Here is a 23314-nt window from a genome sequence, read left to right as displayed (position 1 = left end):
TTATATATGCAATTCGCATTAATTATTATACAATCAATACAAAACTATTAAGTGCTAATATTAGACTCCATTTTCTAAATTAAATTAAAAATGTGGATAAAATACGAAATTTAATACATACATACTGATTTTTTAGTAGTTTTTTAGTAAAAAAATAGACTGTAAACAAAATGATTTCTCAAATTGTTACAATCTATTTTTCCTAAGGCCCCTTTTAGAAAGTTTGTACTTTTCTCGCTAGACACATAATACCTGCGATAACTGCAAGTACACCTGGAACGATCCATAGTAAGCTAACTAAGAAGAAACCACCTACGCCAGCTACTAGCGTTAAAATACCAAATACTTTCGCATTACGTTTGATTAATACTGCGAAAACAATTAAAGCAATACCAATGACTAAAGCGACTGCAGATAAAATTACAGCAAAACCACCGGCAGCAGCAAGTGCTTCTGTATCAGTAGTAGACATTGTTGCTGCGCCAGATAGTTCTTCGCTACCAGATAAAGCAGCAAGAAGACCTCCACCTGCGATTCCTGTAATACCAGCGATAATACCTGTAATTCCTGCTATTAATGTTAGAATGAATTCTGGTTTTCTTGGATTCATGTTGTTAAAACCTCCCTTTTTAAATAGTCATTTATTAGTATACCATTAATTCACACGAAAAATGTAGACATTTAGTGTATTTTTATTTAAATTATCTTTTTATTGTACAATTTCAATTCTTTAAAAAAGACCTCTCGTCTGGAGAGGTCTTAAATATCTTCGCGTTCTAGCCATAAACTGAGTAGAACATCATTTTCTTCTTTAATATCTTCTTTTGTCATTTCGGGTTTAATGTCTACTTTTTCAAGAATTTCAAATTGAATAGTGTCAATACCATGTTCAATTGCTTCCTTGGCCATTTCTGGTGGCAGCATATTTCCCGCTCCAATTTTCACTCCGAAAGCAAGCTTATTGGCTATTCCTTTTAAATCCATTGTATTATCGATGAAGTATTTGCCAGTTTTTGTACTGATAAAACGGTATACTCCAGCGTCAGGCGCTTTTTCTTTATATGCGCGAATCAGCTCTTTGCGGTTTTCTTTATCCATTTGTTTCACATCCTTAATACCCTGCTTCTTGTAAAAGTTTGCTAAGTGTCTTGAGGCGTTCGCTGAGGAGTTCATCATCATTTTTTAATGCTTGTTCAAATAATTGAATGTCTTCGTCGATATACTCGTTATCTTCACAAACAGCAATAGTCAGTGCATCCCCTTGCAAGCCGATACGGTCAAGCGTTGGATTTTCTTTATCGTAAAAATTGGGTAGACGATAAGCATCTTTGAAATGAACCTTTGTTCTTGCAATTAAAATAGCTAAGTCAAGTACGCGATGTAAAGGAAGCTCTTCAGATTGGCGCGACCATTTATCTCCCGTATGACGCCAAACTTTAGCTGAAATATCTACTTTTCCGCGATCGTTCCACTGTGCAAGTCCAAGTGAAAGACCTTTAGCATCCGAGTGATACGCACTTTTACCGTCTACTTCTTCGTAATTTTCGGCAACAATCACTGGTTTATGTTTTAAGGTAGTTGGAATCTTCATTAGATTTCTCCTTTTAAATTTTAGTAATTTACTAAATTAGTATATTACTAATTTTATAAAATGTAAAGAAAAACTTTCCTAATGACTAGGAAAGTTTATTTTTCATATGTAATTGTTGTAGTCCGTCTGGCAGGTCTACTTTGATGGTTCGACTATTTGTAACTTTTACGAGGTCCTTGTCGGTTTGATAAGTGCCGGTTGCAGGAAGAACATAATCATCTAAGCCGACCATTTCACCATTTTCTACCATTCCGGTAATGTACCACGGGTGACCAAGAAGTTGTTCAGCTTCTAGGAAATGACCGCGCCGAATAAAAGCTCGAATGTTCGTGGAGCTGATTTTTGTTTGGTTTGTTTCAATCACTGGGACAGAAGTGACGCCGATACCATAGGGCTTACAAAGGTCCCGCAGTAAATCCACATCAGAATCGCGCCCTTTTCCAAAATTAAACTCAGAACCAACGATGATATGCGATAGTTGTAAATTGGTCAAATGGTCCGTAACAAACTCTTCTGGCGTGGTTTCCGCATACCTTGGTGTAAAAGCTGTTTCGATGAGATAATCTACACCATAATGCGCGAGCCAGCGTTCTTTTTCCATTCTTGGTGTGAGCATTTCGCGGTATATTTCGATTTGTTTTAAAGCCCAAAGCGGATGTGGACTGAAACTAATAGCAGTCAAAATTTCGTTTTCTTTTTTGATGGATAAAGCTGTATTTAAAATGGTTTGGTGACCAAGATGAACGCCGTCAAATTTACCGATTGTTAATACTGCGGGGCGACTATCTTTATTTGGTTCGAGTGTTACGTGTGATACTTCCATTGGCTGATTTCCCCCATTCCTCTCTAAGTTTATAGTATAACAAGGGCATCGTGCAAATTTATTGATTGCATAAAAAAAGACCTTTTCTAATTTCGAAAAGGCCTTGAATATTTTATTCTACTGTGACACTTTTTGCTAAGTTTCTTGGTTTGTCAACATCGCAGTCACGGTGAAGTGCTGCGTAATAAGCTAATAGTTGACACGGGATAACGCTTGCGAGTGGTGTTAATAATGGATGTACTTGTGGAATAACAAAGCGGTCACCTGGTTGCGCAACGTTTTCCATTGCAAATACACAAGTTTTTGCTCCACGCGCTAAGACTTCATTTACATTTCCACGAATATTCCAATTGATTGACTCTTGCGTGATAAGTGCTAAAACTGGTGTACCGTCTTCAATAAGCGCAATAGTACCATGTTTTAATTCCCCACTTGCAAAACCTTCTGCTTGAATATACGAAATTTCTTTTAGTTTAAGTGCTGCTTCCATCGCTACGAAATAATCGATATTTCTACCTAAGAAGAAAGCGTTACGAGAAGTCGCTAAGTATTCGCCAGCAATATGTTCGATTACTTCTTTACTAGAAACCATTGCTTCCATAGCAGTTGCAACGATACCTAATTCAGCAGCCAAGTTAATGCTAAGTGCTTCAGCATCACCAATTTCACGACCAAGTGAAACTGCAAGTACTGCTAAAACCGAAATCTGTGCGGTGTATGCTTTTGTTGATGCAACCGCAATTTCAGGTCCAGCATAGAGATACATCGAATGATCTGCTTCACGGTCAAGCGTAGAGCCTGGTACGTTCGTTAATGTCAACGTCCGGTAGCCCAGTTCTTTCACTTTTACAAGACATTGGCGGCTGTCCGCAGTTTCCCCACTTTGGGTAATGAAAATGAATAACGGCTTTTTAGACATTAGCGGTAAATTATAGCCAAACTCACTAGAAACATGTACTTCTACAGGAATTTTCGCCATTTTTTCGATTAAATTTTTTCCGACTAAACCAGCATGATAGCTCGTGCCACAAGCGACTATATGAATACGGTCAGAAGATAAAATTTCATCAAGGATTGTTTGATCAACATTGATTTCCCCAGCTTCATTTTGGTAAGCTTGGATGATTTTACGTGTTACTGCTGGTTGTTCGTCGATTTCTTTTAACATATAGTGTGGGTATGTGCCTTTTTCGATGTCAGATGCATCTAATTCAGCAGTGTAGCTTGCGCGGCTAACTTCTTCCCCTTCTAATGTTTCTAATGTAAAACCGTCTTTTGTAACGATAACGATTTCTTTATCCATAATTTCCACGAATTCATCGGTTTCTTTAAGAACAGCCATTGCGTCACTTGCAATAACGTTGAAATTTTCGCCTTTTCCGATTAGTAACGGGCTTTTGTTTTTTGCTGCGTAAAGTGTTTCTGTATCAGTTTGGTCAATTAAGCAAATGGCATATGAACCGTGAAGTAATGATAAAGCTTTCTTGAAGGCTTCTTTTGTAGAAAGATTTTCAGCAAATAATTCAATAAGCTGCACGATTACTTCTGTATCTGTATCACTAATAAATGAATGATTTTTTAAATATTCTTCTTTTAAAAGTGTATAGTTTTCGATTACACCGTTATGAACAATCGTAAAACGGCCTGATTTGCTTTGGTGCGGGTGAGCGTTCTCGTGATTTGGTTTACCGTGCGTTGCCCATCGTGTATGTCCGATTCCGGTTGTACCGAATGCATCACTTGGTACAAGGCTAGCAAGGTCTGCAATCCGTCCTTTTTCTTTTACAACTGTTACTAGGTCTTTGTTTTGTAAGGCGATTCCTGCTGAGTCATAACCGCGATATTCTAATTTTTCAAGTCCTTCTAATAAAATACCTTTTGCATTGTTTGTTCCAATATATCCAACGATTCCACACATAATAAATTCCTCCAATAATTAGCTTGAGGGCAGACTTGTCCAATTTCAAGCCCTCTACATTTTTTGGTTTCCTTGGAGGGTTCTTGCACATGTTTCATTACTACTCTGTCCACTTGGTCACCCAAATGATTTGTAAGTAAGACTTAACGACTGCATGCACAGCCGGGAGACTCCCGCCGAAATTTCGATTAATCTCCTCCTCGTCAACTGATCCGTTACTTTCCAGGAATTTCACCTTTAAGCATTTTCGTCCCAATCAGTTCTGGCGCTTCTATTCAGTTGTACTATCCTCCTTCAATACTTTTCAAGGAAACAAATTCATTTTACAATAATATGTATACTAGGTCAAGCATTATATATAGCCGTTTATTCAAAATTGGTCTATACATTGACAAAAAATAACAAATGACTAATAATATAGTTATGATAGAAAAAGGAGCGAGCCGTATGGTTTTATCAAAAAAAATAGTTTCTAGTATTGCTATATTTTTTTCGCTAAGTTTTATTTATTTTCGTGTGAGCACAGTTCATGCAGTCGAGCATACAAGTAATGCATCACTTTTACCTTCAACTGGAGATGCATTTTCGGTTTGGCCGATTGTTATCGGAGTACTTCTAGTAGTCTTAGCAGTCGTTCTTTTCATTAAGAAAAAAATATAAAAAAACGTTTGGAAGCTCGATTATGCTTCCAAACGTTTTTTTATGATTTGCTTAAATAAATAGCTTGTTTTCCCATGGCGGACCAACCTTCTTCTAAGACAGCTCTTTTTACAGCGCGATTTTTATGTCCGTATGGATCGTTGATATAAAAATTTTCCTTATCAAATCCAGTAATGACAACGCTATGCATGGAATAAGTGATTTTCTTTTTGCCTTCTTTTGTTTGTACCGTTTGCCAATTTTTTGGTGCATGGTAATCGGTTGTTGTGATAATCCAAACGGGTGCTCCTGTGCTAAGTACGGTAACGATATCGGTTATATCATTCCCGCTAATATCATGTACATGCGCTTCGTTAACATACTTAGCAGCAAGTTTAGCGATGGGAGCATGATTCACCCCTAGTCCTTTACTATCTCCACTGATGCTCCCAACAAATGCTTTATCAGGATTTCCGTGTAAGCCGTTTTGTTCAATAGGCGTGGTTGGAAGGGTCGCTGCTAGTTCATTTTTGGTAACATTTTTCCCAGTGAATTGTAAGAGCATTGCAAGACTTGTTACTTCACAGCCGTTAAAAAGAATAGGCGCATCCATTTGATTAACGAGAGGAACATCGAGTCTTACATTAAAAGTTTCATTGTCTAATTTATAAACTACTTTGGCGCTTTCGAGTTTGACGGTTGGTGAATAAAAGGTATATTTCGTATTTAGAAGGGTCAAACTAAATATACAAGCTGTACTAACAAGTAGTGATTTTATCCAAATTCGCATTTGTACATGCTACCTAGACATTTTCGGCTAGGACTGGCTCTCCGGGTTCTTTTGTTTCCAGTTCTTCTTCTACTTCGACCGCTTCTTCGCTTACTTCGGTATTGAAGTTAGCGATATACCCTTCTAATGAGCCGGAAATTTTTTGCATTTCTTCTGAGATAACTACTAGCTCGTCCACTTTCATTTTATTAACTTCCGCGAATTCAAGTGCGGCTGTTGATTTTTCACCAATTTGGTTAGAGATTTCTGTGACATCACTAATCGATGTGTTTACTTCTTCAATTCCAGCAGCCATTTCTTCTGTTTCTTGTGAGACGTTTTGCATTTGTGCAGAAATATCGTTCACACGGTTGAGTAAATCTGTAAATGTCGCTTCTGTTTCAGAAATGATTTTTTGACCTGCTTCTGACTCAGAAAGTCCAGTGTTCATTACTTCAATCGTTGTTTTTGATTCAGTTTGGATTTTTTTCAGTACCGTATTAATATCTACAACAGCAAGACGAGATTGTTCTGCTAACTTACGGACTTCTTCAGCTACAACTGCAAAGCCGCGGCCATGTTCTCCAGCACGTGCGGATTCAATTGCAGCATTTAAGGCTAGCAAGTTCGTTTGGTCAGCGATATTTGTAACGGTATCAAGTGCTTTTTCGACTTCGCCAACGCGATTAACGAGTTGAGATACGACGTCTGTGCTCGAACGCATAACACCGCTGATACGATCCATTTGTGATACTAAATTGTTAATAACAGCAATTCCATCATTTGTTTTTTCTGCGGAGTCTTTTGTTAAGTCAGATACTTTCAGGGCATATTCCGCAACGTTTTGAACGCCACCTGTCATTTGATCCATGGCATCGGTACTTTCTTTCATGCTGCCGATTTGCGTTTGGATTTGTTCGCCCATCATTTTCATTTCGATGTCCATTTCTGTTGTCATTGCTGAAATAATTTCTGAACTAATAATAACGTTATCACTGGAAGATTTAACGTCTGTAGATGCTTTTTTAATATCTTCAATCATTAATCTTAGGTTTTCGCTCATTTCGTTTAGGTCATTTGTGATGTCACCTAATTCATCTTTACCATTGTATGTGCTACGGTATGACAAGTCCCCACTCGCTACTTTATGTACAGCCGTTTGCAAGTGACGAATTCCTTTTAAAATAACTCGTGTAATATAAGCGTTGAAAATGAATAGCGAAATAAGTACAGCAATGATAACCGCTGTGAAGATTAGACTAATTTTCACGCCAAAATCAGAAATGGCTTGCGAAGACTTTTCGACTTCATTATAGTTCATTTCATTTAAAACGTTTAATTGTTTTGTCGCATCGTCAAATTTTGTTTTAACATTTTGGTAATATCGATTTTGTGCTCCTAAAAGTTCTGCGTCGTCCAGTGCACTTGAAGTATCACTGATGACAGAGGATGCTGCTGACTTCATATCCGCTAATTTTTCTTCAAAGTAAGCTAATTGTTTTTTATCCTCTGTTGTTAAATCTGCTTTTTTGAAATTATGGATTGCTTGGTCATTTTCAGCATAAAGCGTATCAATTTCTTTAATAAGGGTTGATTTTCCGTTAATAGTGTCGAACATGGTCAGGATGTCGATATTGATTTGTGCCATGTTTGTTTGGATTTTTGCAATTTCTTTCATTGGTGCTACATTATTATCAACCATATTATCTGAAAGTGTTGCAACATGACGAAAACCTAGGAAGCTAGTTGCGCCAAGTCCGATTAACATGATGGTCGTTATAACAATATTGATGCTTAGTTTTGTTTTCAATTTACGATTTTTAATTAAATTCACCCATTCCACACTCCTATTCTCTAATTCTAGTTCATTATCTCATATTTTTTAAAAAAACTCCATATTTTATTGTAAAATAATTAGTTTTAATAAAAAAACGTTATAATTATTAGTGAATATTGGCATGAAATGGGTGAAAATGTTATTTTTTTATTTATTTTTTTATAAAAATCTACGTAAAATAGTTTTAAGTGGTGGCATTTTGGCGAAACGATGGTCTTCTAGGACTGATTGGATTTCGAATTTGGTATAACCTAATGCTTCGTCCATCACGATTTTCCCTGGTAGTGGAGCGGCTGCGCTATCTACAGAAACATCAATGATTACTGGTTTTGTTGCTAGTTTGGCGTTTTCGAAAGCAGTTTCTAGGTCTGCCATTTTTTCTACTCGGAAGCCAATTCCGCCACAACTTTCGGCGAATTTTGCGTAATTGATGTCCGGAAGGTCGATTGCGTAATTTAATTCTCCGGCAGATTGTTGTTCATATTTAATAAATGATAGTTGTTGGTTATTTAACACGACGATAATCATTGGCATATTTAATCCTACAGCCGTGACGAAATCTTGCATAACCATTGAAAAACCACCGTCACCGACAATCGCAATTGCTTGGCGATCTGGAAATGCTTTTTTTGCAGCGATGGCTCCTGGTAAGCCGCAGCCCATAGTACCAAGCCAGGCAGAAACGATAAAGTCACTTTCTGGTGTTAAATGTAAATAACGTGTACTCCAAACAGTCGCAGTCCCAACGTCGATAGAGAAAATGGCATCTTTGTCCGCGATTTTTTGGATGTTAGCCATCACGACTTCTGGAGCAATTGGGTCTGTTGTTTGCGAAATATCTTCCTCCAACCATTTCCACCATTCTTGCATATTTTCTTGGCATGCTTGAAGGAATTTCCGTTCTTCTACGGGTGCTATTTTAGCCGTTAGATTACTGATTATTTCCCTGGCATCGCCAACTAGACCTACTGTTGCAGGGAAACGTTTGCTAATTTTGGCTGGATTAATATCAATTTGGATACATTCAGCTTTTTTAGGTAAATAGTCGGTATAGGGATAATCATTTCCAAACATTAAAAGTAAATCCGTTTCTTGCATGGCTTCATACGCTGGTTTCGTACCTATTTTACCAAGGTTACCAAGTGCATTTGGATGGTCATCTGGAACGATTGTTTTTGCTGGTAAAGAATGAATAATCGGGATTTTCGCTTTTTCCGCAAAGGCGATTAACTCTGGTCCAGCGTGTTTTGTTCCTAGGCCTGCTAAAATGACTGGTTTTTCAGCTTTATCAATTAATGTTACAGCTTCTTGAATTGCTTTTTCGTCTAGTTTTGGAATTTCTTGTTCAAATTTTACTGGTTTTGCTTCTAGGCTCGCTTTAATTTCTTGAGATGGAATATCATTTGGAATTGTTAAAACAGCGACTCCTTTTTCTTGATAGGCAGTCCGAATCGCTTCATCAACAACATCCGCGAGCGTTTCAGCATTATCGATTTGTTTATTATAAACGGCAACATCTTCAAAAATAGCTGGTAAATTAACTTCTTGGAAAAAGCCTGTATTTAAGACGTCCGTTGTCACTTGGCCAGCTAAAACGAGCATTGGTACGTGGTCCATTTTTGCATCATACATGCCGTTTAGAAGATGAATGGCACCAGGGCCGCCGATGGATAAAGCGACACCGATTTTGCCAGTTAATTTGGTATAGGCTGCTGCTGCTAGTGATGCGACTTCTTCGTGACGCACATGAATAAATTCAATTGCCTCTTGTTCTTTTCTGAGTGCATCGACCACGGTATCAATCGAATCACCAGGTAAGCCGTATACATGGTCGATACCCCAATTTTTTAATGTTTGTACGAGTGTTTCACTTGCTTTTACTTTTTTCATTTTACTTTCTCCTCCCATGGATGTTTTCTCTAATGTCCAACAGTTTTCGTTTACCCTGTTTTTAGAAGAATATTCATGAAAGAGAATTGACGAACAATTCAGAAGTGCTTATAATGAAGGCAAGGTGGTGATCAAAGAGATGCAAACAAAATTGCACTGCTCTCTACTTTCTAACAACGGCTTTAGGATTGTTTAGAAAGTAAGAGTGAAAATAAACTCTTCAGTCCTTCAGCTAGTTTAACCAAAATTAAACTATTAAAGGAGAATCATAATGAAAGAGTTTATCGAACCATACCAATATAATTTTATCAAAAAACAATTAGAAAATGTCTCACGCGCTTATCGGTCCGCGAATGATAAATCCACTTTGAAGGCGTTAAAGTCTTTGACGGAGGAGAAAATCAACGAACTATTTCCGGAGAGCGTGCTAGAAGAGCATAAGGAACTTTTTAGCGAGCTCCATTTGATAACTTCAACCAAAGAAGCAGAGCCGTTTTTAGAGGGGTTAAAAGCCTATGTGATTCCTTTCGCTCCGCCTAGCGATGTGAAACTTAAAAAACTTTTTGCGAAAACGAAAAAATTAAAGATTCCCGCATGGTCGAAACTTGATTTGCGCGATTATACTTTTTACGGCTGGAATGATATTGCTCAGCAGCGTAAATATATCGTGACTTATGAGGACGGAAATTTGGTTGGCGTAAATGGAACTATTTCTTCGGAGATTCAAAAGGGTGTTTGTTCTATTTGCCAAACGCATTCCAAAGTGTCACTGTTTATGGCAAAAACGAAATCTTCCAGTGATGGCGTTTATACGACAAATGGTAATTATATTTGTTACGATAGCGATGTTTGTAATCAGCAAATAAAAGCCCGCGAAACATTAGATGAATTTATTGAGGTTGTTAAGAAACGTAAATAAAAAAACAGCAAGTCTCTCTAAGTATAAGAGAGGCTTGCTATTTTTTATTTGATGGAATCACGTAATTTTGAGCGTTGTTTATCCATCCAAGTTTCTTCTGGATATTCGTTTAGTAAGCTGTCTGCGAATTCGGCTAGGTCATCGCCTACAACTGCTTTTAATTCTAATTCATCAGCGGCCGCGTTTTCGAACATTTCGAGGACGTTTTTTAAAATTTCGTACATACCTGCACCTTTTGCAAAGTTCCATAAATAGGTTTCAATGGCTTTCATGGCAGTTTTATAGTCTTCTGGGAGCGCGGCGATTCTTTTTTTGTATAGTTTATAGTCTCGTTTTTCTTCGCGATATTTTGTGTACCATTTAAACATATGCTGGTCCTCCTTTAATTTGGACGATTTTTGATTGGATAAAGTCCCATCGTTTCCAAAAAGTTGCTAGTTCTTCTTCACCGGCTGGGCTTAGTGTGTAAAATTTTCTTGGTGGACCCAATTCTGATTTTTTCTTTTCGATATTGACTAGCTCTTTTTTCTCGAGACGAACGAGAATGGTGTAGACGGTTCCTTCAACGATTTCATCAAAACCTAGGTCATTGAGATACTTGGTGATTTCATAGCCGTATGTTTCGCCTTTAGAAATTCGCTCTAATATCATTCCTTCTAAACTACCTTTGAGTAACTCGGTAAGTCCTTTCATTTGAATTCACTCCTCTACTAGTTGTTACTAGGTACAAGTATATAGTAATACAAAGTAGATTAATTGTCAACCCCTACAGAAAAAAACTGCTCTCTTTTACTGAAAGCAGTTCACTTATTTTACATAAAAAGCACTTCGGGATTTTGTTTCATTGCACTTAAATTGGCAATGTTAATCGTTAAAAATTTCTTTTTTGGCGCTTCTAAGGTTTCGAGCCATTCGTTTATTATATTTACAGCAAGTTCAGAAGACTCATCGTTTTGGCAAATGAAACCAATGTTTTTATATTGGCATTTTTCATCAAGGATGTTGTAGTGGTGGGCTTTTTCTTCGTCAGGGTTAAAAATATCCATGTAGAAGTTGCGGTTGCCTTTCAGAAATTGCATATGGTTTTCGTTCGAGTCAACTAGGTTAAAATCACGTTTAGTAAATTGATTAATTGCTTCTGATTTTAGAATAGACAGATCGAAAATTACTTTTGTACTTGGTTTTTCTAAGTTTTGAAGTTGGCTTGCTTCGAATGATTTAGACGCTTCTTGGTCGGATGTGAAGGCTTGAAGTTGTTCTTCGACTCGGTTCATTTTTGCTTCAAAATCAAGTTCGTTTAGGAGATTTTCGGTTTGTCTGATGACATTAATTGCTTCTTCAAATTGGTCATCTTTTATATAGAAAGTCACTTTTTCTGCTGCTTCGATTTTAATTTCTTGCTGCATTGTTGCTGTCATATCGCGCCATGATTCCCATTTTTTTTGCCAGTTTCCCATCGTTTATTCTCCCCTACCCGATAATTTTCGTTAAATAGTTTTGTGTTTCTTTGAATGGTGGGACCCCGCCGTATTTATGTACGTTGCCTGGTCCAGCATTATAGGCTGCTAATGCTAGTTTGAGGTCGCCGTCATATTTTTTGATGTAACCAGCAAGTTGCTTTGTCCCTGCGTCGATATTAGTCGCTGGGTCGGTTCGATTAGAACCGTACATTAATTGCATTAAGCCAGTAGCACCAGCACTTGAAACCACATTCGGATTAAAATTAGATTCTACTTGGATAACTCGTTTGATAAGCGCTTCTGGGACACCATATTTGGTTGCTGTTGTTTTAATTAAATCGCTATATTTGCCTTCGTTCTCAGCGCTAATTGGTTTAATTTGGTAGTTGTTCCATTTAGTTAATTCGCTGGTTGATGTTGTGGGAGTTTCAGTTGTCGTGGTTGCAGTAGACTTGGTTTCGGATTTATTGATTAACGCTTCGTATGCTTCTCGGGCACGCGCTAGTTCAGCATCAGTAACAGTTTGCACGTTTGTTGTTTTGGCACTTGTGGTCACATTTAAACGTTCATTTAATTTCGTTTCAAAAGTGGTAGCCGATTGTTTCGATGCTTCGAACGCGCTTTGAAACTCGGCTTGTCTAGCACTCATTACTTGTTCTACTGGATTCATCCACGGCACTCCTTTGTTATACTAATGTTTCCATCAGCTTACTTGTTTCCTCAAGTGTTACACTTTCATCTCGCAATTGCTTTAAAAATTGATAGATAAAATAGGACTTTTCTTTACTAGTAAAAATAGCCGCATTATCGCTTGTTTGCTCGATTGTTCCAAGTTTGAAATATAGTTCATTTTCTTGATAAATACTCATCCATTCGCGAAGTTTTGACGCAGTTTTCCACTGGCTTTCTGGAACGATTTCTTCCATTACCCGGCTAACGGAGCTAAGGACATCAATGGCAGGATAGTGGTTTTTGGTTGCAAGTTCACGGGTGAGAACGATATGTCCATCTAAAATCCCCCGCGCTAAATCGGGTACTGGGCCATTCATATCATCCCCATCTACGAGTACTGTATAAATGCCTGTAATCGAGCCGTTTTGCGTTTTACCAGAACGTTCTAGCAATTTCTTCATATACGATTCCATTAGTAAGGTTTTTCCACCGATTGGTAAATCTTTGACTGCAATATCAACACTTCTTCTTGCATCGGCGAAACGAGTGACAGAATCCATCATTAATAGGACGGTTTTTCCTTGATCGCGGAAATGTTCTGCAATGGAAGTAGCAAGTTTGGCAGCACGCAGTTGCATGAGATGACTTTCATCCGAAGTGGCTGCGACAATAACGCTTTTACGCAACCCTTCTTCACCAAGATCTTTACGCAAGAAATCTTTTACTTCACGACCACGTTCTCCGACTAAGCCGATCACATTAATATCTGCTTTGGCGTTACGAGCAATCATTCCAAGTAAAGTTGATTTACCAACACCCGATCCTGCAAAAATACCAATTTTTTGCCCGATACCAATGGTTAGCATTCCATCAATTGCTTTGATGCCAGTTTCAAGTGTCTCCGTAATTTCTGCTCGGCTAAAGGCATGGATTGGCGGTGCTTCAAGTGGCATCTTTTGTTTAAATTTAGCAGTTCCAGCTTCTTCGTTTAATATGTCACCGGATGCGTTGAGGACTTTTCCAAGGAGAAATTCGTCGGCTGGAATAGTGATTTTCGTATCTGTTACGTACACCCAGTCACCATACGCCACTTTATCGCTTTGATTAAATGGGAGTAGCATATTGTTTTCTTTTTCGATAGAAATCACTTCGCAGAGCACTTTATTTTCGCCGACCATCACAGTGTCCCCAATTTTTACTTGGGGGCCTTTGGAAATATAGACTTGTTCTTGGACGGTATGAATTTTACCTTTTTGAATGTATGGGACGGTGTTTTTTAGTTCTTGCCAAGCCTCGGTTTTTGGCGACCAGCTCACGGTTTATCGCCTCCTAGAATTTTCCGTTCTGCATTTTGCTTATGTAAGGTTTGGAAAATTTCTGTGATGCGGTAGTCGAAGTATTCTTTTTCTTCTTCTACAGTGAATTCGCCGTACTCAAGTCGCATATCGAAGTTCCAATGGATATTTTCTAAAAGCCAGTCGTATTTTGTGCCTGTGTTTTCTTCTTTGAGTGCTTTCAATGTTTCTGGGTGGGTGGTGACATTTAGTTTGTCGAAAGCTACTGGGAGTTTTTGAATAACTTCGGTTAGCATTGGTAAGACTTCAATTTGGCGGGTGTCAATTGCTTGGTGGACGATTCTTTCTGCGAGATCAATGCTTTCATCCCACAAAAAGTCGGTAATTGTTAGGTAAAGCTGTGTTTTTTCTTGTTCAAAAGCTTGTTTGTTTGCTTCGATTTCAGCTTCAGCGTCTCGTCTTAATTCCTCAAGGGCTTGGCGCTCAGCTTTTAGTGCCGCTTTTTCATTTGCTAGCTTTTGTTGTTCAATTTCAATAGCTGACATATGCTTTTCGAGTTCTTTTTGATGGTTTTCTAGTTGTTCAAGTTCTTTCGAATATGGTGACTCGATTTCTTCTGTTTCTTCTATATCATCTAAATAAAACAGTTCCATTTTCACGTCGGATAAAGTGACTTTACCTTTTGGGATTCGCGGATTAGATAAGGACATCCTGTTCCCCCCGTTGGATAACTATTTTGCCATCTTTTTCCAGATTTTTAACGACATTGGCGATATCTTGTTGGGCTTGTTCGACATCGGAAAGTCTGATTGGACCAAGGACTTCTAGTTCTTCGGTAATCATATCGCGACGGTTTTTTGATACGCAAGAAAGGATTTTTTCTTTGAGTTCTTCTTTTTCATTTTTAAGTGCACGAGCGATTTTGTTGTTATCTTGAATTTCTGCTAGCACTTGTTGCAAGGTCATGTTATCAAGCAGAATAATATCTTCAAACATAAACATTTTCTCTTTGATACGTTCGGAAAGTTCTGCTTGTTCGGCGTCGAGATGTTCGAAAATTGTTCGTTCTAAACCGCGGGTAACGTTGTTTAAGATATTTGCAACATTTTTTATGCCGTCTGTTTTGTTCAATGAGCTATTCGACATTGTGTCGAGCTTAATTCTTAATAAGTTAGATACGTTTTGCATGACTTCACTATCAAACTGTTCTAAGCTCGCGATACCAATAACGGTGTTAATCATTTTTTCTTCCGGCAATAAGGCTAGAAGTTTCGATGCTTCTTCTGGTTTCATATATGAGGCTATCATCGCGATAGTTTGTGGCGATTCATCGCTAATAATTGTAAACAAGGAATCAACATCATCAATTTCGCGTAGAATATCTAGCGCGGTTTCGCCAATACGTGATTCTGCTTCTACACCATAAATGAGTTGATTTAGTTCTTCAGTTGTCATGTCTGGGAACAAGCGTTGTAAGTGTTCACGGTCGAGTTTAGCAATTCCTCCAGAAAGAAGTTCTAATTCTCCTAAAAATTCTCTCGTTGCTTCTTCTACTGCACCGCCGTCCATTTCTTTCATTTTGGCCATTTCTCGTGCAAGGCGTTGTTTGGATGCATCAGGGAGCAAATCTACCACTTCGGTCGCGATTTGTTCATCGAGGCTCCAAATAATAAGTGCGGCTTTTTCACGTCTTGAAATACCTGAATCTGCGGAAGTAGTTGTTTTTTCTTCTGTTTCTTCTACTTCGACAGTTTCTAGTTCAGCATTTGTTCCTTCTAAGGTTTCTTTGAGTGTTTCTGCCATTTTTATTCCTGCCTTTCATTGAGCCATTTTTGGATGACTGCTGCGGCGCGCCCTGGGTCTTCTTTGGCCATCTCACCGAGTTTATTTTTCAAGCTTTCTTTGCGAGCTTTTAATTCTGGTTCTGATAAATCAAATGCGTCTGTTTGGAAGTTGAAGTCTGGATGCTCTTCTGGATTAACTATCGCCTCTTCAGCTGGGATGAAGTCTTTCTCTTCTACTTCTAAGGCTTCTTCTATTTGTTCTTTACGTTTCAAGAAGATGATATAGGCAATTATTCCAGCTGCAATTAGGGCAAATAGTAAACTTCCTACAAGCCACCAAACCCAAGCTTTACTTGCTGGTTCTGCTTTTTCGGTAGTATCTTTTTCTACTGGTGTTTGATTATCTAAAAATTGGATTGGCATAATGGTCACGTCGCCGTTTTGGAAGGTTCCTTCAAATGTTGGTGTGGCTGCTTCACCGCCTTCACCAGCTTCTTCGATCGTCATGTTAGGTGTGAGTCCTGCTGAAACTCCAATAGCTTTCGTAAATTCAGCCATATCAACACCATTTTTATTGAGCGATTGTTGGTCCACCCAAACAACGACATTTGTTTTTGCCAAGGCTGGATGTTTTTTTATTTCTTGAATAGTAGAATCTAATTCATAATTCGTTGTTTCGCTTGATTTTTCGCTTGTATATGTGTTTGTATCGTCACCATTTTGTTCCGTGTAATTTGGTACGTCAGCGTTTGAGGCGGTTCCTGATTCCGTCGTATTGGTGGAACCTTTTGATGTGTCTGTTGATGTATCTTTTTGGTTGCTACGTACTTTGCCGTCGTTTGGATAATGTTCGGTATTTTGTTTGATTTCGTCAAAATTAACTGTGACATTTGTATTTACTCGGAAATTATCTAGCGCAAAAATGCTTGAAAGTGTACCTTCGATATCTGTTTTCACATTTTTTCCAATCGCGTTTTGGATATCGACTTCATTTTTATAAGCAGAGCTACCTTCTTCTTTGGATGTGTCTGCTTCTGAGATAACGCCATTTTTCGTATCGATAATCGCTACATCATCACTAGCTACGTTTGGTACTGCTGCGCTGACAGTGCGCTGAATGCCGAGAACTTGTTCGTTTGTTAAGGTTTGATTATTTTTGGTTTTGAGTGTTACTGCGGCAGTCCCTTTTTGGCTTGCTTCTTCAAAAATTGAACTCGATTCTGGTAAAGTTAGCTGTACAGAGGCGCTATCAATGGTCGTTCCGTAACTTTGAACAATTTCTTTTTCTAAATTGACTTTTGTACCAACTTTTTCTTGCATTTTTTTATCTTCTTCGCTGGCTCCTAGCGAGCTGTTTAGTAGAATATCATTACCATCTTGGCCTGTATAAGGGATTCCTAAGTCAGCAAATTTGTCACGAACAAGCGTCTCCACTTTTTCATCAACTAGAATATTGCCACTTTTGTCAACAGTATAATCAACGCCCATTTTGGCTAGTTGATCGGTGACTTGTTGTTGGCTTGTTTCGGACAAATTTTTATAAAGGGTAACTTCTGTTTTGGGCGTGTTCATGTAGAGTAATAACACCGTGACTACGACAAAAAGGCCGACTAAAATCGCGCCTTTGTGCCAATTCTTCAATTTCGAATACATTGTTTTTATTTTTGCCATCTTAAAAACTTCGCTCCATTTTTCTCGTGTGGACGATTGACTAAAACTCCCCCGACTAGTCTAACCGCTACACTTGCATATTTAAAAGCTGTTTGTAGCTTTCGATTACATTATCCCGAATGACCGCAGCAGTTTTCATTTCTGATTCTGCTTTTTTCATTTGAATGAGTACATCACTTGCGTTTCCTTCTCCAGTTGTTAAAAGGTTCGAGACGGAATTTTGCGCACTTGATTGTGTATCACTCATACTATCCAGCATTTGCGTAAAGGTATTTCCGGCACCTGTCGCATTGTCTGTTTTCGCGGTTTCCCCAAGCGTCACTTTAGGTAAGACGCTTGCTGCATTAATACTTTCAATTGCCATTTCTTAAAACACTCCTTTATACTTTGCCAATTTCTAAATCTTTTTCCATCATTTTTTCATTCGCTTGCAAAGCGGAAGTGTTTGCCGCGTACATTTTTTGTCCAACCATCAAATTGGTCATTTCTGCTGTCATATCCACATTCGCGTAATTGACGTAACCTGCTTCATTTGCGTTAGGATGGGTTGGATCATATACCCGTTTGACGCTTCCTGTATCGCTTGATATTTCGCTTACTTTAACACCTTTTGTACCTGTTAAAGCTGTTTCAAATGGTGTAATTTCGGATAATACGACGCGTTTTCTAAGGAAAGGTGTTTCACCAGGTGCGGCGCTTGAATCAGCATTCGCGATGTTATTGGAGCTTACTTCCATCCATTGTTTCGCAGCATTTAACGCAGAGCCGCTTGTATTGATTCCTTCAAACATAGGTCTTCACCTTACTTTCCACGGGCTGCTGTGTTGATGGATGAATTGTAGTTGAGTGCACTGATAGCGAGCGCGTACATTTGGTTATTTTTAGTTAAGCTAATCATTTCAGAAGTGACATTGACATTGTTGCCGTCTTCGTTGATGGAGCCGCTTTTGGTGGTTATTTTTGCATTTGTTTCGTCTATATCGGTTCCGGCTAAATGTTTTGTGTTCGTTTTCGTTAAATTTCCCGTTGATTCGATATTGTTCGAACCGGATGCTCGCAAACTCGAGCCAAGTGATTCTTCAAAACTCGCTTCACTTGCTTTAAAATTTGGCGTATTGGCATTCGCGATATTATTTGAAACTACTTGGTTCGCTGTTTGAAGATAGTTCAAGTAGTTGCCAATATGCGTGGTATAATTTTCCACTTGTGATTTCCTTCTTTCTTTTAGAAAAATTTCGCATAGTTCAAGTTGGCGGCATTGCGACTTTTATTTTCAGAAAAAGCATTTTCAGTGGATTCTAATTGTTTTTGGGTGAAAAGAATACCTTTATTTATAACATCTCTCGTTTCTTTTAAAATGACTTCTTTTGTATCTTTCGGTAGATGTTCCGCACTTTTTAATAGTTCGTTTAGTTTCGCCTGATATTCTTCTAGAGAAACGTTTAATTGACCTGTAGAGTGAAACAGTGCTTTTAACTCAGCCAAATGTGTCTTTGCTTGATTCATGTTTCATCACTCCCTCGTAGCCTTCTTTAAGCTGCGTGATAACGTGAATGATGGTATCAATATTAACAGGTTGTTTTAGTAGTTGCATTTGGCGAATTTGTTCAGAAATCCATTCGTATAAGCCAAAAATGTTATCGTAAAGTTCTTGGCCGGCTTCTGGATTTAATTGTAATTTTAATTCTTCAAAGATTTTTTCCATTTTATCAAGAATAAGATCGGCTTCGGAAAAATGTAGTTCTCTGAGTGCTTTGTCTAATTTTTTAAATTCAATAATACAACGTTCGTATATATAAATGGTGTTTTTAATGGGGTTGCTCGTATTTAATTCATTTTGCGTGTATCGTTTCCAAGCTTGCATTTTTTTCACCTACCATTTTTATTTATTAGAACTGTTCATGCCATCGATGAGTGCGTCTAGCGTCATGGCGTCGCTTTGCATAGCTTGCATCATTTCAAGCCATTTGTTGTACTGGTCGGTAATATTCGTTAGTAAGGTATCATTTCGGCTAGTAATGTCGGTTAGTTTGAGATTTAATTTATTAATTTCATTCGTCATCGAAGTTGTTTCATCACTGATAAAGCCTGTCGAGCCAAATGTTTTGTTCAAAGATTGATAAAGTTCATCGCCAATTCCACCAATGCCAAAGAAAAATCTTTCGACGGCGGTTGGATCTTCCGCTACCATTTTTTTCATCGCAGTTTCATCTACTTTTAAAACGCCTTCTTTATCGACGCTTATCCCAAAATCAAATAATGTATTTCCGTCTTTTTTATGTTGAAATACGTTGTTTAGGGCGCGATTGGCTTCGAGGTCGGCAGCCGATGCTTGTAAAATGGTTCCTTTTCCCGTGTACGTTTTCATTGTGCTTGTTAATGCATTGTATGTATTTACAAAACTGGTAATCATGCTGGCTGCTTTTTCATCACTTTGATCTTGAATCGTTAATTTTTCAGCGCCAGTTGTTTCTTTTTTGAGGTTGATTGTTACGCCTGGAATGTAGTTGGTTACTTTGTTTGTAGCGCTTGTGACAGTTGCTCCGTTGATTCTCAGTTTAGCATCTTCTGCAGCTAAATGATCTGGTGAATTTTGTACTAAACCAAGCGCTTCTAAAACTGCCGAATCACCTTCAAATTTAATGCTGTTCTCAACACCAGTAGTGGAAGCTGTAACGACCATATTTTCGCCTAGTGTGTAGATGTTTACTTTGGCACCAGCACTATTAATAGAGTTCATGACATTTTTCATCGAGCTATCCGCATCAACTTTAATTTCTTTGCCGTTGATTTTAATTGTTCCACTTACACCAATTTTCGCTTCAATATCAGGTACTGCTTTGTTGTAAGTGTCTGCGGTCGCCAAGTTTTGTACTTCGATAGAATAACTGCCGTTAACGGAGCTACTAGTTGATGAAACGGTAAAACTTGTTTCATTGGATGAAGTCGCGAGTTTGGTTTTACTTTCATAAGTAGTAAAAGAGCTCATCGTTTTGAGCGAGTCAGACAAAGCATTTTTTAAACTAGCGTAAAGATCAATCCGTGATTGGTAGCTAGAAATTTGGTTTTGATAAGGCGTTTTCGCTTTTTCTAAACTGGCTTTTTGGAGACTGATAAATTGCGAATAATATTGCGTTGGATCCATTAAACTACTTGCAATCGAACTTCCCACTTGGTTTCACCTCACATATAATTTAGAATGCTTAATTTTTGTACCATCACACTGGATTGCAGTGCGGCTTGGTAAGCGATAGACGTTTTATTTAAATTACTTACAGCTTCTGGCATATTGACTTCTTCGACATTAGATTTTCGTTCGGAGAAATCAACAATTTTGCTAGAAAGTACATTGTCATAGGCTGTTACACCGTTTTTCTGTCCACCGATATTTGTCATCGAATTGGTAATGATTTCGATATTTTTACTATTTGTTTCTTGCAGGGCAGACAAAGCATCTTTATCGCCACTTTTCATTGCGTCAACGATTTTTTGAATGTTGTTAAAAACATCCGTCATTGCGCTGCCATCATGGAAAACTTCTACTTCTAATGTGTCCGTTACGCGGAATTTTTTATTTTCTGTCGTTCCGTTATAGATGATTTCTCCAGTTGTCTTATCAGTTGTAAATGGCTTCACGCTTGTACTAGAACCACTAAAAACATATCTGCCATCGTCTTCTGAGTTAGCAACAGAAAGAAGAACATCAAGTAAACCTTTGATTTCTTCGGCTGATTGCGACATATTGTCTTTATCGCTCGTACCGTTAATTGCTTGCAAGACTAAAGCATTTACCCGGTTCATCGATGTAGACATGGACGAAAGGGATGTTTCTGCCGTATTTAATAGTGATTTCGCTTCGGTTACGTCCGTTTTTTCGCGATTTAGCTGACTAAGCACGTGATTATAGGATAAAATTTGCGCTGTAGCACCAGGGTTTTCGCTCATCGATTCATACTTTTTCCCAGAAGATACTTGTAATTGGTATTTTGCAAGGTTTCCTGAGACATTATTCAGCTGATTAATTATTGAATTTGCTTGTTGATTCGTTGAAATTCGCATTATTTTCCTCCTTATAACATGGCTAAGAGAGCTTTCATCATATCGTTCACTGTGTTCATGGCTTTCGTATTGGCCACATAATAGCTTTGGTATTGCATGATATTGGTCATTTCCTCGTCAATATTAACTCCTTCAAGAGATGATTTTGATTCAGAAAGGGAATTTAAAGCTTGCGTGTCTGCTGTAGAAGTTGCGCTACTTTTACTCGCATCTGTTGCAACTTCTGTAATGATTCCATCCATGAAACTTGGGAAAGTCGTTCCTTGAATATTTTTATCGGTTTTTAAAGATGCAATATCTGGCGCAATAACACCTAAGAATGGCTTGTTTTCAGCATTGCTAGTGATTGCGGGATTCAGAATCCATTTACCAGAGCTTTGGGTGAAAATTGGAATCGAAAAATCTTTCACATCAGTTACATATGTACTTGTACCAAGCGTGTCAATCGCGTGGTCAACTCCGCCAATCGTCAGCGTATCACCAGAACGAGTCACACCAGGGAATTTTTCTAATTGACGTAAGAGTTCTTCGCGGTTGCTAAGTAATTTTTCGTCATTCGGATTTGCTTGGAGGGCATCATTGATTTTTTGCAAGTCGTCCATTGTCTTATTGACGTTTTTGACTTGAATATCATCTAATGCTTTTGCTAAGCCATTTGAAAATGTTTCGATTTTTTCTTGGTAAGATTTAATTTCATTTTGGTTAACTCGTACAGAAGCGATGATGGAACCTTCTGGCATATTGAGTTTTTGACCGTCCACGGAGAATTCGAAGCCTGTCGCTGTTCGTGTCGAGGTAATTTCAGTTGTTTCATCACCTTGTACGACAAGTCGCCCGCCAATTGTCACATCGTATACATCTGGGTTATTTGGGTGAGTGCTAACAGAAATACCAGCATAGCCCGACATCGCACTAAGCAGTTGATCGCGCTGGTTAAGTAAATCGTTCGGCGGATTAGAACCTGCATTTCCGATTGCTTTATTGATACTACCTAGTTTTTTAATCAATGTATTTAAATCTTGAATCGCAGCGTCTGTATCTGCTGCTATCGTTGTTTCTAATTCCTTTAAGCCAGAATGAAGTTGATTTAATTGATCAGTAAAAATCGTCATACTGGATAAAAGTGCTGTTGTATTCGTTGCTTGATCGGGATTTTTTGCTAATGCAGCCCAAGCGGTGAAAAAGTTATCTAAATTATCACTTGGGGTATTTTTCCCGGGAGTACCAAATAAATTAAGTGCTTGACCGAGCGCCCCACTTTGATATAACGAAGCGGATTGTTTGGCGATTTGGTTATTGTATTGTGTCGTAAGCGCTGTATTTGTTAGACGTTTAATGTCTGTCACTTTGACTCCGTAGCCCGTCTGTTTCCCACCAAGCAGACCACCGTCACCGTAAACCGCTGTCTGATCCACAGCTTGTCTAATATAACCTGGCGTATTCATATTACTAATATTTTGCTGAGCGACCATATTAGCGATTTGCGCCGCTGACATGCCCGATAATGACGTATTAAAATCACTTAAACGCACAAAAAATCCCTCCGTTTACTTAAAAAGTTTCGTTAATCATCATATTATTTTCTGCTTGTGTTTCCGCGTGGTGCCCCGTAATAACATCAACCATATGTTCCGAAAAAGCTAATTGCATTTCTGTTCTAATTTGATTTTCAGAAACGGCTACTCGTAAAAAGCTTTCTTTTTCAAGCAGCATTTTTTTACGTTCATCAATAAATGTATTTTCAGCAGGTGTCCATGTTTTTTGTAAGTTTCTAAGTGTATTATTTTCGCCAATAATTGTTTTTAAAACATGATATTCGTTTTGTAAACCAGCAAGTTCGCGCTGAAGCCCTAATTGGCGCTCTTCTGCTTCAATCCAGTTCTCTTCTTGCACTAATTTACCTAATAAAATCGCTTCATCAGTCGCTTTGACATTTTTTTCGATTAAGATTTCTAATTGATTGATTAATTCATTTTGCATTCCCATC

General features: G+C 38.2%; 27 protein-coding genes. 2 read left to right on the top strand and 25 right to left on the bottom strand.

The window, feature by feature from the left end:
• Positions 1–214: 214 nt before the first annotated feature.
• From HCB38_RS02630 to glmS, 5 genes are all read right to left on the bottom strand, one after another.
• A complete protein-coding gene (locus tag HCB38_RS02630; protein ID WP_185318195.1) occupies positions 215–610 on the bottom strand; it encodes a DUF4064 domain-containing protein in 396 nt (131 codons plus the stop codon).
• Between the two features lie 149 nt (positions 611–759).
• Positions 760–1098: a GIY-YIG nuclease family protein gene (locus tag HCB38_RS02625; RefSeq protein ID WP_185318194.1), complete on the bottom strand. Its 339-nt coding sequence runs from the start codon at positions 1096–1098 to the stop codon at positions 760–762.
• A gap of 13 nt (positions 1099–1111) precedes the next feature.
• Entirely contained in the window at positions 1112–1591 is a 480-nt protein-coding gene (locus tag HCB38_RS02620) for a DUF6530 family protein (RefSeq protein ID WP_003765864.1), read from the bottom strand.
• Positions 1592–1676: 85 nt separating this feature from the next.
• Entirely contained in the window at positions 1677–2414 is a 738-nt protein-coding gene (gene ribC, locus HCB38_RS02615) for an FAD synthetase RibC (protein ID WP_185637466.1), read from the bottom strand.
• Positions 2415–2526: 112 nt separating this feature from the next.
• Positions 2527–4332: a glutamine--fructose-6-phosphate transaminase (isomerizing) gene (gene glmS, locus HCB38_RS02610; protein WP_045553507.1), complete on the bottom strand. Its 1806-nt coding sequence runs from the start codon at positions 4330–4332 to the stop codon at positions 2527–2529.
• A 447-nt stretch (positions 4333–4779) separates the two neighbouring features.
• On the opposite strand from glmS, the gene HCB38_RS02605 reads away from it, so the two are divergent.
• On the top strand, positions 4780–4992 hold the full coding sequence (locus HCB38_RS02605) for an LPXTG cell wall anchor domain-containing protein (protein WP_185618549.1): 213 nt from the start codon (positions 4780–4782) through the stop codon (positions 4990–4992).
• Between the two features lie 40 nt (positions 4993–5032).
• On the opposite strand, the gene HCB38_RS02600 is transcribed toward HCB38_RS02605, so the two are convergent.
• From HCB38_RS02600 to HCB38_RS02590, 3 genes are all read right to left on the bottom strand, one after another.
• A complete protein-coding gene (locus HCB38_RS02600) occupies positions 5033–5761 on the bottom strand; it encodes a C39 family peptidase (protein ID WP_185637464.1) in 729 nt (242 codons plus the stop codon).
• Positions 5762–5774: 13 nt separating this feature from the next.
• Positions 5775–7574 carry a methyl-accepting chemotaxis protein gene (locus tag HCB38_RS02595; protein WP_185318190.1) on the bottom strand — a complete coding sequence of 600 codons (1800 nt, stop codon included), beginning with the start codon at positions 7572–7574 and terminating at the stop codon, positions 5775–5777.
• 162 nt (positions 7575–7736) lie between these two features.
• Positions 7737–9467 carry a pyruvate oxidase gene (locus HCB38_RS02590; RefSeq protein ID WP_185318189.1) on the bottom strand — a complete coding sequence of 577 codons (1731 nt, stop codon included), beginning with the start codon at positions 9465–9467 and terminating at the stop codon, positions 7737–7739.
• A 271-nt stretch (positions 9468–9738) separates the two neighbouring features.
• Here HCB38_RS02590 and HCB38_RS02585 point away from each other — a divergent pair, with 271 nt between their 5' ends.
• Positions 9739–10386, top strand: a complete 648-nt coding sequence (locus HCB38_RS02585; RefSeq protein ID WP_185637462.1) for a FusB/FusC family EF-G-binding protein — start codon at positions 9739–9741, stop codon at positions 10384–10386.
• A 44-nt stretch (positions 10387–10430) separates the two neighbouring features.
• On the opposite strand, the gene HCB38_RS02580 is transcribed toward HCB38_RS02585, so the two are convergent.
• The 17 genes from HCB38_RS02580 to HCB38_RS02500 form a co-directional block, all read right to left on the bottom strand.
• Positions 10431–10754: a DUF1048 domain-containing protein gene (locus HCB38_RS02580; protein ID WP_185318187.1), complete on the bottom strand. Its 324-nt coding sequence runs from the start codon at positions 10752–10754 to the stop codon at positions 10431–10433.
• The gene (locus HCB38_RS02575) at positions 10747–11079 is read right to left on the bottom strand and encodes a PadR family transcriptional regulator (RefSeq protein ID WP_003765846.1); all 333 of its coding nucleotides are present in this window, start codon (positions 11077–11079) and stop codon (positions 10747–10749) included. The genes HCB38_RS02580 and HCB38_RS02575 overlap by 8 nt, the downstream gene beginning before the upstream one ends.
• Before the next feature lie 119 nt (positions 11080–11198).
• Positions 11199–11843: a hypothetical protein gene (locus HCB38_RS02570; protein ID WP_185637460.1), complete on the bottom strand. Its 645-nt coding sequence runs from the start codon at positions 11841–11843 to the stop codon at positions 11199–11201.
• Positions 11844–11856: 13 nt separating this feature from the next.
• Positions 11857–12516: a lytic transglycosylase domain-containing protein gene (locus tag HCB38_RS02565; RefSeq protein WP_185637458.1), complete on the bottom strand. Its 660-nt coding sequence runs from the start codon at positions 12514–12516 to the stop codon at positions 11857–11859.
• Between the two features lie 16 nt (positions 12517–12532).
• Positions 12533–13834, bottom strand: coding sequence for a flagellar protein export ATPase FliI (fliI, locus tag HCB38_RS02560; RefSeq protein ID WP_185318184.1), 1302 nt, complete (start codon positions 13832–13834; stop codon positions 12533–12535).
• Complete coding sequence (locus HCB38_RS02555; protein WP_185318183.1) at positions 13831–14523, bottom strand: FliH/SctL family protein; 693 nt, start codon at positions 14521–14523, stop codon at positions 13831–13833. Before HCB38_RS02555 ends, fliI begins: the two co-directional genes overlap by 4 nt.
• Positions 14510–15616 carry a flagellar motor switch protein FliG gene (locus HCB38_RS02550; protein WP_185318182.1) on the bottom strand — a complete coding sequence of 369 codons (1107 nt, stop codon included), beginning with the start codon at positions 15614–15616 and terminating at the stop codon, positions 14510–14512. Before HCB38_RS02550 ends, HCB38_RS02555 begins: the two co-directional genes overlap by 14 nt.
• A 2-nt stretch (positions 15617–15618) precedes the next feature.
• The gene (gene fliF / locus HCB38_RS02545; protein WP_185637456.1) at positions 15619–17268 is read right to left on the bottom strand and encodes a flagellar basal-body MS-ring/collar protein FliF; all 1650 of its coding nucleotides are present in this window, start codon (positions 17266–17268) and stop codon (positions 15619–15621) included.
• A gap of 67 nt (positions 17269–17335) precedes the next feature.
• On the bottom strand, positions 17336–17632 hold the full coding sequence (gene fliE, locus HCB38_RS02540) for a flagellar hook-basal body complex protein FliE (RefSeq protein WP_185318180.1): 297 nt from the start codon (positions 17630–17632) through the stop codon (positions 17336–17338).
• A 16-nt stretch (positions 17633–17648) separates the two neighbouring features.
• Positions 17649–18059, bottom strand: a complete 411-nt coding sequence (flgC, locus tag HCB38_RS02535) for a flagellar basal body rod protein FlgC (RefSeq protein ID WP_003721832.1) — start codon at positions 18057–18059, stop codon at positions 17649–17651.
• An 11-nt stretch (positions 18060–18070) separates the two neighbouring features.
• Complete coding sequence (gene flgB / locus HCB38_RS02530) at positions 18071–18472, bottom strand: flagellar basal body rod protein FlgB (RefSeq protein ID WP_185618566.1); 402 nt, start codon at positions 18470–18472, stop codon at positions 18071–18073.
• Positions 18473–18492: 20 nt separating this feature from the next.
• Positions 18493–18774, bottom strand: coding sequence for a hypothetical protein (locus HCB38_RS02525; RefSeq protein ID WP_185637454.1), 282 nt, complete (start codon positions 18772–18774; stop codon positions 18493–18495).
• Positions 18746–19132: a flagellar export chaperone FliS gene (locus HCB38_RS02520; protein ID WP_185318177.1), complete on the bottom strand. Its 387-nt coding sequence runs from the start codon at positions 19130–19132 to the stop codon at positions 18746–18748. Before HCB38_RS02520 ends, HCB38_RS02525 begins: the two co-directional genes overlap by 29 nt.
• Positions 19133–19150: 18 nt before the next feature.
• A complete protein-coding gene (locus HCB38_RS02515) occupies positions 19151–20440 on the bottom strand; it encodes a flagellar hook-associated protein 2 (RefSeq protein ID WP_010990566.1) in 1290 nt (429 codons plus the stop codon).
• 11 nt (positions 20441–20451) lie between these two features.
• The gene (locus tag HCB38_RS02510) at positions 20452–21327 is read right to left on the bottom strand and encodes a flagellar hook-associated protein 3 (protein ID WP_185318176.1); all 876 of its coding nucleotides are present in this window, start codon (positions 21325–21327) and stop codon (positions 20452–20454) included.
• Between the two features lie 11 nt (positions 21328–21338).
• Complete coding sequence (gene flgK / locus HCB38_RS02505) at positions 21339–22859, bottom strand: flagellar hook-associated protein FlgK (RefSeq protein WP_185318175.1); 1521 nt, start codon at positions 22857–22859, stop codon at positions 21339–21341.
• Between the two features lie 19 nt (positions 22860–22878).
• Positions 22879–23307 (bottom strand): Myocilin, encoded by a 429-nt coding sequence (locus HCB38_RS02500; RefSeq protein WP_185637452.1) that lies wholly within the window; start codon positions 23305–23307, stop codon positions 22879–22881.
• Positions 23308–23314 lie beyond the last annotated feature (7 nt).

It is taken from the genome of Listeria farberi (genome assembly GCF_014229295.1).
Classification (GTDB): domain Bacteria; phylum Bacillota; class Bacilli; order Lactobacillales; family Listeriaceae; genus Listeria; species Listeria farberi.
The sequence above is the reverse complement of the archived record's forward strand: the minus strand, read 5'-3'. Positions and strand labels throughout refer to the sequence as shown.